The organism is Vibrio sp. HENC-03 (genome assembly GCF_000305755.2).
Taxonomy (GTDB): domain Bacteria; phylum Pseudomonadota; class Gammaproteobacteria; order Enterobacterales; family Vibrionaceae; genus Vibrio; species Vibrio owensii.
In genome coordinates this window covers 37970-53033 of the sequence record NZ_JH976116.1, presented here as the reverse complement: position 1 = coordinate 53033, position 15064 = coordinate 37970, and the positions used below count along the sequence as shown (strand labels likewise).

14 protein-coding genes are annotated in these 15064 nt (G+C 45.3%); 3 read left to right on the top strand and 11 right to left on the bottom strand.

Annotated features, from left to right (window positions below; all coding sequences use genetic code 11):
* Positions 1-509 precede the first annotated feature (509 nt).
* The 7 genes from VCHENC03_RS16320 to dusA all read right to left on the bottom strand — a co-directional run bounded on the left by VCHENC03_RS16320 (position 510) and on the right by dusA (position 7515).
* Positions 510-1289, bottom strand: coding sequence for a phosphoadenylyl-sulfate reductase (locus VCHENC03_RS16320; RefSeq protein ID WP_009705533.1), 780 nt, complete (start codon positions 1287-1289; stop codon positions 510-512).
* Positions 1282-3018, bottom strand: coding sequence for an assimilatory sulfite reductase (NADPH) hemoprotein subunit (gene cysI / locus VCHENC03_RS16325; protein WP_032802560.1), 1737 nt, complete (start codon positions 3016-3018; stop codon positions 1282-1284). Before cysI ends, VCHENC03_RS16320 begins: the two co-directional genes overlap by 8 nt.
* Positions 3018-4892 carry an assimilatory sulfite reductase (NADPH) flavoprotein subunit gene (locus VCHENC03_RS16330; protein WP_009705531.1) on the bottom strand — a complete coding sequence of 625 codons (1875 nt, stop codon included), beginning with the start codon at positions 4890-4892 and terminating at the stop codon, positions 3018-3020. Before VCHENC03_RS16330 ends, cysI begins: the two co-directional genes overlap by 1 nt.
* A gap of 116 nt (positions 4893-5008) precedes the next feature.
* Positions 5009-5239 (bottom strand): hypothetical protein, encoded by a 231-nt coding sequence (locus VCHENC03_RS16335; RefSeq protein WP_005438465.1) that lies wholly within the window; start codon positions 5237-5239, stop codon positions 5009-5011.
* A gap of 150 nt (positions 5240-5389) precedes the next feature.
* Positions 5390-6055 carry a TIGR04219 family outer membrane beta-barrel protein gene (locus tag VCHENC03_RS16340; RefSeq protein WP_005438464.1) on the bottom strand — a complete coding sequence of 222 codons (666 nt, stop codon included), beginning with the start codon at positions 6053-6055 and terminating at the stop codon, positions 5390-5392.
* 100 nt (positions 6056-6155) lie between these two features.
* Positions 6156-6371 (bottom strand): envelope stress response protein PspG, encoded by a 216-nt coding sequence (gene pspG, locus VCHENC03_RS16345; protein WP_005438463.1) that lies wholly within the window; start codon positions 6369-6371, stop codon positions 6156-6158.
* Positions 6372-6534: 163 nt separating this feature from the next.
* Positions 6535-7515 carry a tRNA dihydrouridine(20/20a) synthase DusA gene (gene dusA / locus VCHENC03_RS16350; RefSeq protein WP_032802564.1) on the bottom strand — a complete coding sequence of 327 codons (981 nt, stop codon included), beginning with the start codon at positions 7513-7515 and terminating at the stop codon, positions 6535-6537.
* 286 nt (positions 7516-7801) lie between these two features.
* Here dusA and zur point away from each other — a divergent pair, with 286 nt between their 5' ends.
* A complete protein-coding gene (zur, locus tag VCHENC03_RS16355; RefSeq protein WP_005438461.1) occupies positions 7802-8266 on the top strand; it encodes a zinc uptake transcriptional repressor Zur in 465 nt (154 codons plus the stop codon).
* A gap of 9 nt (positions 8267-8275) precedes the next feature.
* Positions 8276-8737: a chemotaxis protein CheX gene (locus VCHENC03_RS16360; RefSeq protein WP_005381269.1), complete on the top strand. Its 462-nt coding sequence runs from the start codon at positions 8276-8278 to the stop codon at positions 8735-8737.
* A 100-nt stretch (positions 8738-8837) separates the two neighbouring features.
* On the opposite strand, the gene pgi is transcribed toward VCHENC03_RS16360, so the two are convergent.
* Positions 8838-10490 carry a glucose-6-phosphate isomerase gene (gene pgi, locus VCHENC03_RS16365; RefSeq protein WP_032802557.1) on the bottom strand — a complete coding sequence of 551 codons (1653 nt, stop codon included), beginning with the start codon at positions 10488-10490 and terminating at the stop codon, positions 8838-8840.
* Between the two features lie 306 nt (positions 10491-10796).
* On the opposite strand from pgi, the gene VCHENC03_RS16370 reads away from it, so the two are divergent.
* Complete coding sequence (locus VCHENC03_RS16370) at positions 10797-11216, top strand: secondary thiamine-phosphate synthase enzyme YjbQ (RefSeq protein WP_005438458.1); 420 nt, start codon at positions 10797-10799, stop codon at positions 11214-11216.
* 53 nt (positions 11217-11269) lie between these two features.
* Here the strand turns inward: VCHENC03_RS16370 and VCHENC03_RS16375 are convergent, their stop codons facing one another.
* The 3 genes from VCHENC03_RS16375 to VCHENC03_RS16385 are packed head-to-tail and all read right to left on the bottom strand — an operon-like array spanning position 11270 to position 14960.
* On the bottom strand, positions 11270-12466 hold the full coding sequence (locus tag VCHENC03_RS16375; protein ID WP_009705528.1) for a BamA/TamA family outer membrane protein: 1197 nt from the start codon (positions 12464-12466) through the stop codon (positions 11270-11272).
* 3 nt (positions 12467-12469) lie between these two features.
* Positions 12470-13546 (bottom strand): alanine racemase, encoded by a 1077-nt coding sequence (alr, locus tag VCHENC03_RS16380; protein WP_009705527.1) that lies wholly within the window; start codon positions 13544-13546, stop codon positions 12470-12472.
* A gap of 13 nt (positions 13547-13559) precedes the next feature.
* A complete protein-coding gene (locus VCHENC03_RS16385; protein WP_009705526.1) occupies positions 13560-14960 on the bottom strand; it encodes a replicative DNA helicase in 1401 nt (466 codons plus the stop codon).
* Positions 14961-15064: the final 104 nt, after the last annotated feature.

The window sequence follows — 15064 nt, the reverse complement described above, 5'->3', positions numbered from 1 at the left end:
ACCTAATTTGATACCGAGGTATCTAATTGGATTATCATCAACGAGTGCCCACACAGATTGATAGGTTCTTATTTTTAAAGAGCTACTCTTCTTTGTGATTCACATCACTTCGGAAGAGGCGGCCATTCTAGCGAGATAATTTTCTGTGTCAAACACTTTTTGCTATTTATTTTACTTTTTAAAAGTAAAAGCAATTAACTATTTCGTTTTTCTTTCTGACCTTGTCGACTTCACCTTGAAGCCTTGTGAGCTCTGCCCTGTCGACAAGGAGGCATTATAGAGATCGCGCTCACATTGGCAAGCGTTATTTTGCAAAAATTGCAAAAATAATGGTTAAGCGACGACTTTTCGATCAAAGCCTTATTTATCCAACTTTACCCATAGATAGCAAACAACTTATCCACAGAGTTATCCTTTTTACCCTTATTTTTAGCATCCATAAACAAAGAAAGCTGCTTTGCAGCAGCTTTCTTTGTTAGACCTGAACACGGCTTTTACGGGCTTAACAACTAAATGCCAGAACCATCTTGTTCATTATCGTCATCTTCATGTAATCCACATTCACGTTTTAAGCCGAAGAAGCGCGTTTCTTCTTCTGACATTCCCGGTTCCCACTTTCTCGTTGTATGCGTATCGCCTACTGAGAGGTAACCTTGCTCCCACAACGGGTGATAACTCAAGCCATGTTCTTCTAAGTAGTAGTGGACATCTTTATTCGTCCAGTCGATCACTGGTAAGAATTTAAATACGCCATTTTGGATTGATAAGATTGGTAGACCAGCACGAGACTGACTTTGCTCTCGACGCAGCCCTGAGAACCAAGTTCCAACGTTTTGCTCTCGCAGAGCTCGTCGCATTGGTTCAACCTTATTTATCTTGTTGTACTTTTCAATTCCCTCGACGCCTTGTTCCCAAAGTTTTCCGTAACGTGCTTCTTGCCAATGGGCACTTTCTTTTGCTCGGTACACTTTAAGGTTGAGGTTCAGTTGCGCTTTCAGCTGGTCGATAAATTGATAAGTCTCTGCAAATAGATAACCAGTGTCCGTTAGGATAATAGGGATATCCGGTTTTTGTTGTGTCACAAGATGGAGCATCACGGCGGCCTGGATACCGAAACTGGATGAGACAGCGAACTCCCCTTCCAAATTATCCAATGCCCACTTTACTCTCTCTTGTGCCGAAAGCTGTTCGAGCTCGACATTGATTTGAGCAAGACGGAGGATTTGCTCCGTCTTAGTTAATGTCAGTAACTCTGCTAGCTCCGGTTTGGACGCTACAGAATCAAGCATGGAAGTCCCTCTTTGATACGAACACTTCTTGGATAATGCCAGCTCGAATCGTGAAGTCGCCAAATGCTTCGCCTTCTTCACGTTCAGCAGCCCAACGAGCCACCAGCTGATCAATCTCTTCTAAGATTTGCTTATCCGTAATATTCTCTTTATACATCTTCGGTACTCGAGTACCGCCGCGGTTACCACCTAGGTGTAAGTTGTATCGACCTGGAGCTTTACCAACTAAGCCGATTTCTGCCAGCATTGCTCGACCACAACCATTTGGACACCCTGTTACTCGTAGGATGATATTGTCTTCTTCAGGTAGACCATGCTTTTCTAGAATACCTTCTACATCGGTTACGAACTGAGGTAGGAAACGCTCTGCTTCTGCCATTGCTAATGGACATGTTGGAAACGCCACACATGCCATCGAGTTCTTACGTTGTTCACTTACGCCGTCATCCATCAAACCATGTTCACGAGCAATCTTCTCGATCTTCGCTTTTTGGCTTTTTGGTACACCAGCAACAATCAGGTTTTGGTTTGCTGTCATACGGAAATCGCCTTTATGGATTTTGGCAATTTCAGCAACACCCGTCTTAAGTGGTTTACCCGGGAAATCTAATAGACGGCCGTTTTCGATGAAGAGTGCTAGGTGATGCTTACCATCGATACCTTCAACCCAACCGATACGGTCACCACGTTCCGTGAATTCATAAGGGCGGCTTTGCTCAAATTTAACACCGGCACGTTTTTCTACTTCCGCTTTAAACACATCACTACCGACACGATCTAATGTGTATTTGGTTTTTGCATTCTTACGGTTAGAACGGTTACCCCAATCACGTTGAGTTGTTACTACAGCAGCGGCAACATCAAGTGTTTTCTCTAGTGGGATAAAACCAAAGTCATCCGCTCTACGTGGATAGGTTGACGTATCGCCATGCGTCATCGCTAGACCACCACCAACAAGCACGTTAAAACCAACCAGCTTGCCGTTATCTGCAATCGCTACGAAGTTAAGATCGTTAGCGTGTACGTCTACGTCATTTTGCGGTGGAATAACCACTGTGGTTTTAAACTTACGTGGTAGATAGTTCTTACCCAGAATCGGTTCGTCTTCTTCCGTGCTTTCTACTTTTTCACCGTCCAACCAAATCTCTGCATAAGCACGTGTCTTCGGTAGTAGATGCTCGCTGATCTTCTTCGCCCATTCGTAAGCTTCTTGGTGTAGCTCCGACTCCACTGGGTTAGTGGTACACAACACGTTACGGTTAACGTCACCCGCAGTTGCAATCGAATCAATACCAATGCTGTTTAGCGTTTGGTGCATCAACTTGATATTTGGTTTTAGCACGCCATGGAACTGGAACGTTTGACGAGTAGTAAGACGAATACTTCCATATAAAGAGTGCTCGGTTGCAAACTTGTCGATCGCTAGCCATTGCTTTGGTGTAATGATGCCACCCGGCATACGAGCACGAAGCATGACGTTATGCAGCGGCTCCAACTTTTGTTTAGCACGCTCGTTACGGATATCACGGTCATCTTGCTGGTACATTCCGTGAAAACGAATCAATTGGAAGTTGTCTGCAGTAAAACCGCCAGTAATACGGTCTTGCAGATCTTGTTCAATCGTTCCACGCAGTAAATTACTTTCTCTTTTAAGGCGCTCATTATCCGAGAGTGGACCAAGCACCTCACCTAATACTTCTTGGCTGTTTGATTGTTGATTCGCGCTCATTAGTACACATCCCTTTGGTAACGTTTCGCTTTACGTAGATCGTTGATAAATGCTTCGGCTTCTTCACGAGATAGCTTGCCTTGTTGCTCGGCTACAAATACCAGCGAATCGTGAACATCTTTTGCCATACGAGTGGCATCACCACATACATAGATGTAGGCTCCATCTTGAATCCATTGCCACACTTGTTCAGCGTTTTCTAAGATGCGATGTTGAACATAAACCTTCTCTGCTTGGTCACGACTAAACGCAACATCAAGGCGAGTCAGCAAACCTGACTTGAGGTACTTCTGCCATTCAACTTGGTAAAGGAAATCTTGAGTAAAGGTACGGTCACCAAAGAACAACCAGTTCTTGCCTTCAGCGTCACGGTTATCACGCTCCTGAATAAAGCTACGGAAAGGCGCAATACCGGTACCAGGACCAACCATGATGATTGGTGTGTTGTCATCTTGTGGCAGTTTGAAGTTATTGTTGTGCTCAACAAACACTTTCACTTCACCGCCTTCTTCTAGACGTTGAGCGAGGAAACTTGATGCTCCGCCATAGCGCTTTTCATCACCTTTGTCGTATTCAACCAAGCCTACGGTAAGGTGAACTTCTTCATCGACTTCCGTTTGACTCGAAGCGATAGAATATAGACGAGGTGTCAATCGACGAAGTAAACCAACTAATTCTTCTGCACTTAACTTGGTCTTCTTCTCTGCAAGTACATCTACCACTTGGGTATTTGCAGAGTACTCACGAAGCTTGTCTTTATCTTCCACTAGCTTTTGTAGTTTCTTACTACCAGATAGCTCTGCGAATTTAGTGACAAACTGAGGGTTTGATGCGGTGATTTCGTACTTGCTAACCAATGCACTGTGAATAGAAAGGCTTTCGCCATCGACTTCAACACTTTCTACACCGGATAGACCAGCCTTCGCTAAGATAGCGTTGGCTAATTCTGAACTATTGTCGAACCAAACACCTAGCGCATCACCTGGCTGATAGGTCAAACCCGACTCTTCGAGATCAATCTCTACATGGCGAACGTCTTTACCTGAATCACGACCTGTGATTTTCTGGCTTGTCAGTAACGTTGCGGTATATGGATTTTGCTTGTTATAAGCAGAATGTCCTGGAGCAGCTTGACCAACAGGCAGTTGGACTACTTCTGCTTCATTGCCTGAAGAAAGGGCTTCTTTTACTTGTTCAAGCGCTTGCTTACGCCATTCAGCGGCCGGCGCTTCATAATCCACATCACAATCAATGCGATCGATGAAGGCAGTTGCGCCTAACTTAGACAAGTAAGTATCGAAGTCTTTGCCCGTTTGGCAGAAGAACTCATAACTAGAATCACCCAGTGCAATCACAGCGTATTGTAGATTTGGTAACTTGGGTGCTTTCTTAGATTGAAGGAACTCATGCAGTTCAATGGCATTGTCTGGCGCTTCGCCTTCACCATTGGTCGACGCCACGATGATCACGTGAGTCTCTTTTGCTAAGTTTTTGCCTTTGTAATCGCTAGCATCAAACAACTCTACAGCAATGCCTTCTGCTTTGGCTTCTTGCTCTAGCGCTTCAGCAACGCCTTTCGCATTACCAGTTTGAGAAGCAAAAATGATGCTTAGCTTGCCAGCTGGTTTTGCAGCAACAGAAGCAGCCGCCTGTGCGATAGGCGTTGCAGCCGCTGCACTTGGTTGGTTTTGAGCGAGTCCCCAGAAGTAACCGCTGACCCATGCAAGTTGCTGTGAAGACAACTCTGAGACAGTTTGCTGGAGTGAGTTAAATTGCTGGTCATTAAGCGGGCTTGCGATTGGCGGATTACCACCTTGCCCATTATTATCTTCCGACACTTTCTTGTGAGAATATTCATTCTGTTGAAAAGACATTGTCACGACATCCCTATTCATTGCGTGACGATAGATTAACCACTCTCTCTAATAACAAGAAAGAATAGAAGAGAATGTTTTATAACTTTTTGGAAGTAAGCAAGTCGCGCTAAGACTCACCGATCTTCAATACGAACCTGCTGAAAGCCGACGGCCATTGCCGATTTGGATGCCGTATCGAGATCATCATAATGGCACTCTTCCCCGTGACTATCAGTTAGACAAACAAACCCACCGCGTGCGTGGCGAAACTCAACAACCCATCCACCTTCTTGAATTGAAGGTTCGATGATGGCTTCTACTAGCTGGTTGTCACGAAATAGATGTCGTAATTCATTTATTGTCATCGCAATCCCTGCTCCAACTTTTACACATTGCTCCTAGATAAGCATGGTCGAAGTCTGATACTTGGGCGAGAAATTCGATTTAATATAATGAAGTGATATAAAAAAACGCCGCTTATAAAGCGACGTTTTAAGAGATTCAGAGAAATGTGTTTAGAAGGAGTACTGAGCGCCAACGAAGAAACCGTCCGCAAAAATGAACTCTTTGCCTAGGCTCGATAGAAACTCTTCTGACTCCAAGTCGATCACTCGGTAACCACCACGGAATGTCAATTCAGACTCTTGGAAAGGAATACGGTACTGAACACCAGCCATAAGGTCTGTACTCTTAATGCCCTTGTTATCACCAAAGTTCATCTCACCAATCACATCAAAGTTTGTATTTGGCACGGTGATTTCTGCGTAGCCATACCAAGCCCAAATCAGCTCATCAAAATCTTCTGTACGAGCATTGGTACCTGCGTCTACGTATTTTGTGTCACTCAAATTACTAAAGGTCAGACCCGCATCAAAGTGCATTAAGTCGTGTTCAAGAATTTGGTAGTAAAGAGTGAGGTCTAGTTTGTCGAAACCCATGTAATCGGCATCAACGCTTGAGTAACGAAGACGCGCGTTTGGTACGTATTTTACGTCATGTTCAATCGCTGCGTAGAAAGTACCCGTTGTATCGCTATCTCTTCTTACTTCATTCACTTTGGTATCCGCAACCCAAACTTCTGCACCAACCGTGGTTGTGAAAGAAGACTCTTGTTCTGCAAAACAAGGGTAAGACGCTGCCAACGATAGTGTCGCTAAAGCGATGGTCGCTTTATATGTCATGTAATTTTTACTCCGAGATAGCTGATTTCAACATTAAGGGGCATGTGAGAAATACTAACATACTCTCACAGCCCACCATCAACTAAATCTCTACAATCCGTTACTTATAACGAGGCTGAGCGACGAAGTTTTTAAAAAACCATATGCCTAATGCAATCACTATTAGCCAAGGCAATAGTTTTAGCACAGCTCCAACCATGCCCAATAAGAACATCACCACCAATGCAATGCCAGTCGCAGCAAATACAGTCACCATCGTAATACCAGTCACGAGCAGAGTTGCCGCAAATACTAAAATAAAGATCAGCTCCAACATAATCACTTCTCCTTTGTTTTAGTTTTACTAGAGCAGGTTCTGTACCAACTTATTAAAACAAGAATAAAACCATGATCTATAAGTAAAAATAAAGCCAGAGACATTTCTGCACTCTGGCTTTTCTATTTGTAAGTTGGTAATTTTCACCAACCACTGGTGAAATTTACACGTTCAATTCTTTTGGAATCTTCGCCAGTGCGTCTTGCAGCACTTCTAGACCAGAACCCGGTTTGTGCGCGTTTTCACTGATGTGACGACGCCATTGACGAGCACCCGGCATGTTTTGGAACAGACCCAGCATATGACGCGAGATATGACCAAGGTAAGCACCTTTTGCCAATTGTGCTTCAATGTACGGGTACATCTCTTCAACGATTTCGCTGCGCTTTTTCACTGGAGCATTTGAGCCAAACAACTCTTGGTCAACAGATGCTAGCAAGTAAGGACTTTGATACGCTTCACGACCAATCATCACGCCATCTAGGTGTTGTAGATGCTCTTTCGCTTCTTCCAGTGATTTCACGCCACCGTTAATTGCAATCGTTAAGTGTGAGAAATCTTTCTTCAGTTGGTAAGCGCGTGGGTAATCCAATGGTGGGATCTCACGGTTTTCTTTCGGGCTTAGACCACTTAACCATGCTTTACGTGCGTGGATAGTGAACTGCTCACAACCACCTTTCTCAGAGACGATAGATACGAAATCCGTTAGGAACTCGTAAGAATCCTGGTCATCAATACCGATACGAGTTTTTACCGTAACAGGAATATCAACCACGTCTTTCATTGCTGCAACACAGTCCGCAACCAACTGAGGCTCTGCCATTAGGCATGCACCAAAGCGACCGTTTTGAACGCGATCCGATGGACAACCTACGTTTAGGTTGATTTCATCATAGCCACGCTCTTGAGCAAGTTTGGCACACGTAGCCAAATCCGCTGCGTTTGAACCACCAAGCTGAAGGGCTAACGGATGCTCTTCTTCGTTATAAGCAAGGAAATCCCCTTTTCCATGAATGATCGCGCCTGTGGTCACCATTTCGGTGTACAGCAGGGTTTCTTTGGTCATTAAGCGATGGAAGTAGCGACAATGACGATCTGTCCAATCCAACATTGGTGCTACAGAGAGCCTGCAAGAATGAGTCATGATATAAACACCCGTTTTTACGTTGCCAAGGTAGAGCGCGAAGGTGCGCTCAAAAAAATTAAGTCGGGTATTGTATACCCACTGTGCAGTGGATGCGAGCCTTGTGAATTCAATCGCTGATAAGCGCATTTCGGCATTGGTGTCTCGTTCTGTGATATCTGTTGCGCGCTCTAAGGGACACTGGCTTGCTTTAATTCATGATTTTCGGTCTGATAGTGGGTAAAATGGAGTCTTTCTAAACGAACTTCGTATAGAAATGGTTTATCATAAAGCACGTCCGATAGTTATGGTGAAAGATTTGGACCCAACAATCCTTGAACAAATTGAACAAATCTGCGCTGAGCGCGGAGTAAGATTGACGCCGCAACGCCGACGCGTTTTTGAGCTTATTTGTTCTAATCGCCGCGCCTCAAGTGCGTATGAGCTATTGGAGCAATTGAAAGAGAGTGAGCCTCAGGCTAAACCACCGACGGTATACCGAGCATTAGATTTTCTTCTAGAACAAGGCTTTATTCATCGAGTGGAATCAAACAACAGCTTTATCACTTGCTGTTCGTTCAACACTCAACAGCACTTTTTCCAACTGCTAATTTGCGATAAATGTGGCGATGTCGTTGAACTTGAAGACGAGACGCTGATATCCTTATTAGCCAATAACGCCGAGAAACATGGATTCAAGCTGACGAATCAAGTTATCGAAACCCATGGCGAGTGCCAGGCATGTTCCTCGGAGACGAAAGAAGAAAGATAGAAGAACGTTATGCGCGCTGAATTTGTAAACCCGTTTTTAGCTTCGTTAATGAATGTGCTAAAAACCATGGCTTCGCTTGAATTGAAGCCACAAAAACCGCGAATCAAGAAAGATGAGATCGCACGAGGTGACGTTTCTGGCCTTATCGGTATGGTTGGTCCACAAACTCGTGGTTCAATGTCGATTACCTTTGATGAAGCGTTAGCACTAGAAATCATGCAGAACATGCTTGGTGAACGTCCAAATGGACTGAACGAAGAAGTGACGGACATGGTTGGTGAGATCACGAACATGGTGACAGGCGGTGCGAAGCGCATTCTAGCGGAAAGTGGATTTGATTTTGATATGGCAACACCGGTTGTGGTATCAGGTCGAGGCCACACCATTCGCCACAAGTGTGAAGGCTCAATCATCATCATGCCTTTCTCTTCACAGTGGGGAAATGCCTTCATCGAGATTTGCTTCGAATAATAGAGAAGAAATAGGTTGGTCAATGCCAACCTATTTTGTTTCTGCCTCAGGCAATAAAAAAGGTCAGCATTTGCTGACCTTTTCTTTTTCTATTCAAACATTAAGCTTTGAACGCTTTAAATGCATTGATTAGACCATTTGTCGAGCTGTCGTGAGAGCTGATTTCTGACTCATCTGCTAGCTCAGGTAGGATTTGGTTTGCTAGTTGTTTACCTAGCTCAACACCCCATTGGTCGAAGCTGAAGATGTTCCAGATAACGCCTTGAACGAAGATTTTGTGCTCGTACATTGCGATCAGGTTACCTAGCGTGCGAGGTGTGATTTGCTTAACTAGGATAGAGTTCGTTGGGCGGTTACCTTCAAATACTTTGAACGGTACTAGAGACGCCATTTCTTCTTCGCTCTTACCTGCTTTCGCAAATTCTGCCTTCACAGTTTCTGCTGACTTACCAAATGCCAATGCTTCTGTTTGTGCAAAGAAGTTAGACATCAGTTTTTGGTGGTGGTCGCTTGCTGGGTTGTGGCTGATTGCAGGTGCGATGAAGTCACATGGGATCAGCTTAGTGCCTTGGTGGATCAGCTGGTAGAACGCGTGCTGACCGTTAGTGCCTGGTTCACCCCAGATGATAGGACCAGTTTGGTAAGTCACAGCGTTACCTTCACGGTCAACGTACTTACCGTTAGATTCCATGTTACCTTGTTGGAAGTACGCCGCGAAACGGTGCATGTACTGATCGTAAGGTAGGATTGCTTCAGACTCAGCGCCGTGGAAGTTGTTGTACCAAATACCGATCAAAGCAAGAATCACAGGGATGTTGCTTTCTAGATCTGTCGATACGAAGTGGTTATCCATCTCGTGAGCACCGTCTAGAAGCTCGATAAAGTTGTCGTAACCTACAGACAATGCAATTGAAAGACCGATTGCTGACCATAGTGAGTAACGACCACCAACCCAGTCCCAGAACTCAAACATGTTGTCTGTGTCGATACCAAACTCAGATACTGCAGGAGCGTTAGTAGAAAGCGCTGCGAAGTGCTTAGCAACGTGTGCTTGGTCGCCAGCAGTTTCTAGGAACCAATCACGAGCAGAGTGCGCGTTAGTCATGGTTTCTTGAGTCGTGAACGTCTTAGACGCGATCAAGAATAGTGTTGTCTCTGGATCTACTTTCTTCAGCGTCTCAACGATGTGAGTACCATCAACGTTAGAAACGAAGTGCAGGTTTAGGTGGTTTTTGTATGGTGCTAGAGCTTCAGTCACCATGTAAGGACCAAGGTCAGAACCGCCGATACCGATGTTTACGATGTCTGTGATTGCTTTACCTGTGTAACCTTTCCACTCACCGCCAATTACGCGATCTGTGAATGATTTGATTTTCTCAAGAACTGCGTTTACCGCAGGCATTACGTCTTCGCCGCCAACCATTACTGGCTTGTTAGAACGGTTACGCAGTGCAGTGTGAAGAACAGCGCGATCTTCTGTTTTGTTGATCGCTTCACCACTGAACATCGCTTCAATTGCTGATTTAAGCTCAGTCTCGTTAGCAAGAGCGAAAAGGTGCTTCAGAGTGTCCTCGTTGATTAGGTTCTTTGAGTAATCGACTAGGATGTCTGAGCCGAAGCGTGCTGAGTATTTGTCGAAACGCGCTGCGTCTTGAGCAAATAGCTCTTTCAGATCCATATCTTGTGCAGATTCGAAATGCGCAGTTAGCGCTTTCCAAGCTTGTGTTTGCGTTGGATTGATATTTTTCAACATGGTCTTTATCCCGATGTTACAGTAGGTTCCATTCCTTACAGTCTAGCGAAAACTGCGGAATCCCCGATTTAGCAAATAGAATATAAATAAGATGTTAGGGCGAATTGCCACAAAACAAGTCTTTGTAATTTTTTTTCAGCCATCAATTATGACGGAGTGCCTTTACACTCACATTGAGTTAGGTCACGTTCCCTGTTTCGAATTTAAACAATTCATTTATGATGCTGAGAATCATATCATTTCGTAATGACAGGCTCTAATTGGATTAGGATAGACGCCAAATCAAATTTTTCCAAAGGAACGCATATGTGGGCACAAAAAACACTGCAATTAAAAGCGCGTCAGCGTGGTTTCCATCTGGTCACTGATGAAATTGAACAACAATTACCACAAATCCAATCGCTTTCAGTAGGTTTGTTACATTTGTTTATTCAACATACGTCCGCTAGCCTGACCTTAAATGAAAACGCAGACCCAACAGTACGTATGGACATGGAAGCCCACTTTAATAAGTTTGTGCCTGAACGAGCGCCTTACTACCAGCACACTTATGAAGGTGATGATGATATGCCAGCCCATATTAAAGCGTCTTTACTTGGCAGTAGTGTGACGATTCCTATCCAAAACGGTCAGTTAGCTTTAGGTACTTGGCAGGGTATTTACTTAGGTGAGCACCGAGATTACGGTGGAAGTCGACGCATCATCGCCACCATCAACGGCGAATAAATCAGATAAAACAAAGGCTAACTCACAAGGTTAGCCTTTGTTTTTATATCGATTTAGAACGGTTGGTTGATCATGACTCGGAAGGTGCCTTCATCTGCACCTTTGGCCATTTCAGCACGAACTACAATCCCTTCAACTTGGAAGCGCACTGCACCACCCACGTTCCACTTCATGTCTTCATGCAGAGTTTTTAAGTCGTAGTCGTCTGCCACTCGCCCTACTTCAACAAACGCGACCCATTGCCACCACGGCAGATCGTAGTAGTTGATGAGAGGGATATCATCGAGCGGCTGCCAGTCTGGTAGTACCCGATATTCTGCAGAATAGTGAATCGCACTGCGGCCGTGGTAGCGACCCGCGGTATAACCACGTAGACGATACAAACCACCTAAGCGAACTTGTTCTTGCTCTGGAGGACGAGCACACATTAAACCATCGCATTTGTTCCATGTCGGTGTATCCGCCGTGTAGAAATCAAACGCAAGCACTTGCTGATCGAACCAATCACCAAGTGGACCCAACGAGTAGTACTGACTGTTTTGGAATTCCCACTTCAGCCATAAGTCTTCCGACTGTAAGCTTTCTGCTCCAGTGGTTAGGTCAAACGAGGTATGGGAGCCTCGCGTGGTATTACGCACACTGTCGCGGTTGTCCCAATCAAATGTCAGGCTAAACCCAGTCGCCTCTTCTTTCTTGTCGTTGTAGATATCCAACTCACGAGAAGAATAGAAGGGGGTGAAGATAATTGAGCTGACACCAGAATCGACTGGAGAAGCAAAACTCACATCTCTCACGGGTTGGAACGCACCAAGCAGTCCGTGTTCACGAACATTACCCCAAGGAAGCAGGTACTTGAACTCCAGTTTGTAGTTCTCTTCGTCGCCATTGGTGACGGTTTTATCTTCCGTTGAAGAGTTATTCGAACCTTGATCGCCTAAGTAATAAGGGTTGTCGTTAAAGCGCGCTTGATACATCTGCGTGCTAAACAAAAGGTTTGGCGACAAAGCGTAGTTAAAAGCAGAAAGGAAACCGACGTAACTGTCTTTTTCAGAATACAATCCCATACCAAACAGGGCTGCTTGGGGTTGGCCGACACCTTTAGCAACGCCTGCTAAACCTATGGTGCTGCCCATGGTCTCCGTACTGAAATAGAAAGGGACGAACGCTGAATCTTTCTCTTTGGCAATCAACTGCGGAGATAAAAAAAGGCTGGCAGAAAATGCCAGCACAGAGAATAGTCTTGTTTTCATAAGTTACTTCGAATATTCCATTTCGACACGAGAAGTTAACTTAGTCACCAGTTCATAAGCAATGGTACCTATGTGGCTAGCTACCTCTTCTACTGGTAAGTCTTTACCCCATAGAATGGCTTCATCGCTTACTTTATCCGTTGCATCAGGACCTAAATCAACCGTCAGCATATCCATAGAAACGCGACCCGCGATTGGTACTTTGCGCCCATTAACAAACACTGGCGTGCCGTTTGGCGCTGTACGTGGATAGCCATCGCCGTAACCAACAGCAATCACGCCTACTTTAGTGTCGCGTTCACTTGTCCACATACCGCCATAGCCAACACTTTCGCCCTTCTTCACTTCACGAACGGCGATCAAGTGTGACTTCAGTGTCATCACTGGTTTGTAACCCATGTCTTGCGCAGTTTTATCATCAAATGGAGATACACCATACATTATGATGCCTGGACGAACCCAATCTAACTGACTTTGTGGCCAAGCAAGCAAGCCTGCTGAAGCCGCCAGAGAGCGCTCACCCTGACAGCCAGCCGTTAGCGACATAAATAAATCGATTTGCTCTGTGGTAATGCTGTTATCCAGCTCATCAGCGCAACCAAAGTGGCTCATGTAACGCAGAGGTTTCGCCACATTCGGGCACTCTTTAAGACGTGTTATGAATTCATCGTACTGCTCTGGACGCACGCCAAGTCGATGCATACCGCTGTCGATCTTAAGCCAAACCACAACTGGCGTTTCGAGATCCGCTTGTTCTAATGCCGCGAGTTGCTCTTCACAATGAACAACGGTTTGAATGTTATTGGTCACCAATACTGGCAAATCACCTGGCGAATAAAAACCTTCAAGTAAAAGAATCGGCTTTACTACGCCACAAGCGCGTAACTGAAGGGCTTCTTCGATACGAGCAACACCAAAAGCATCCGCATGAGTAGCGTGTTTAGCTACATGACGAAGACCATGACCGTAGCCATTCGCCTTCACCACGGCCATCACTTTGCTGTCTGGTGCTTGCTCTTTTACTCGCTGTAAGTTGTGCTGCAGTGCTGACAAGTCAATGCATGCCATCGCGGCTTTCATGTAGCTCATTGCATTACTCATCATCAATATCAAATGCTGGACCCGCGTAGTTATCAAAGCGCGAGTGTTGACCTTGGAATGTTAAGCGAACCGAACCGATAGGACCGTTACGTTGCTTACCAATAATGATTTCTGCCGTGCCTTTGTATGGGCTGTCAGGATGGTAAACCTCGTCACGGTAAATGAACATGATCAAGTCGGCATCCTGCTCGATAGAGCCCGATTCACGCAAGTCCGAGTTAACTGGGCGCTTATCGGCACGTTGCTCTAGGGAACGGTTTAGCTGCGATAGTGCTACCACAGGAACGTTCAATTCTTTCGCCAGAGCTTTCAGAGAGCGCGAAATTTCCGCAATCTCCAAGGTACGGTTATCAGAGAGAGCAGGAACACGCATTAGCTGAAGGTAGTCGACCATGATCATCGACAGACCACCGTGTTCACGCGCCACACGACGAGCACGGGAACGTACTTCGGTTGGCGTTAGGCCTGAACTATCATCGATGTACATGTTTTTCTTCTGCATTAGGATACCCATGGTAGAAGAAATACGAGCCCAATCTTCATCATCAAGCTGACCAGTACGGATCTTGGTTTGGTCAACGCGAGATAGGGACGCAAGCATACGCATCATCAACTGTTCGGCAGGCATCTCTAGCGAGAAGATAAGTACCGGTTTGTCTTGGTCCATCGCCGCGTTTTCACACAAGTTCATCGCAAAAGTGGTTTTACCCATCGATGGACGTGCCGCCACGATAACCAAGTCAGAACCTTGTAGACCCGCCGTTTTTTTGTTGAGGTCGTTGAAGCCAGTGTTCACACCTGTCACACCATCTTGAGGTGTTTTGTATAGCATCTCGATACGCTCTAGCGTTTTTTCGAGAATGTTATCGACGTTTTGTGGGCCTTCGTTTTCGCTAGTACGAGATTCTGCAATGGCGAAAACTTTACTCTCCGCCATATCAATTAAGTCTTCTGAGCTTCGACCTTGTGGATCATAACCAGCGTCCGCAATTTCATTTGCAACACCGATCAGGCCGCGCACAATTGCACGCTCCGCTACGATGTCAGCGTAAGCGTTGATGTTGGCTGCACTTGGTGTGTTTTTCGCAAGATCCGCAAGGTACGCAAAGCCACCCACGTCTTCCAATTGTTCGTGACGCTCAAGGTGCTCAGACAAGGTGATCAAGTCGAGAGGCTTGCCCTGTTCAAGAATGGTTTTAACGCCTTCGAAAATGAGACGATGAGGACGGCTATAGAAATCACTGCTCACAACACGCTCAGCGACCGTGTCCCAACGTTCATTGTCCAGTAAGAGACCACCAATTACTGATTGCTCGGCTTCTAGCGAGTGAGGTGGCACTTTGATTGCGTCGACCTGACTGTCTGAAGGTTTGCGATTTCTGTTTTCCGCCATGACTTTGCTCGATAACTACTAATGACCCGAGATTATAACCTTAAACTTAGCCAAGATGCTTCCCTGAAGCGACAATTACTTGTTAAGAATTCAACAAGTGAATG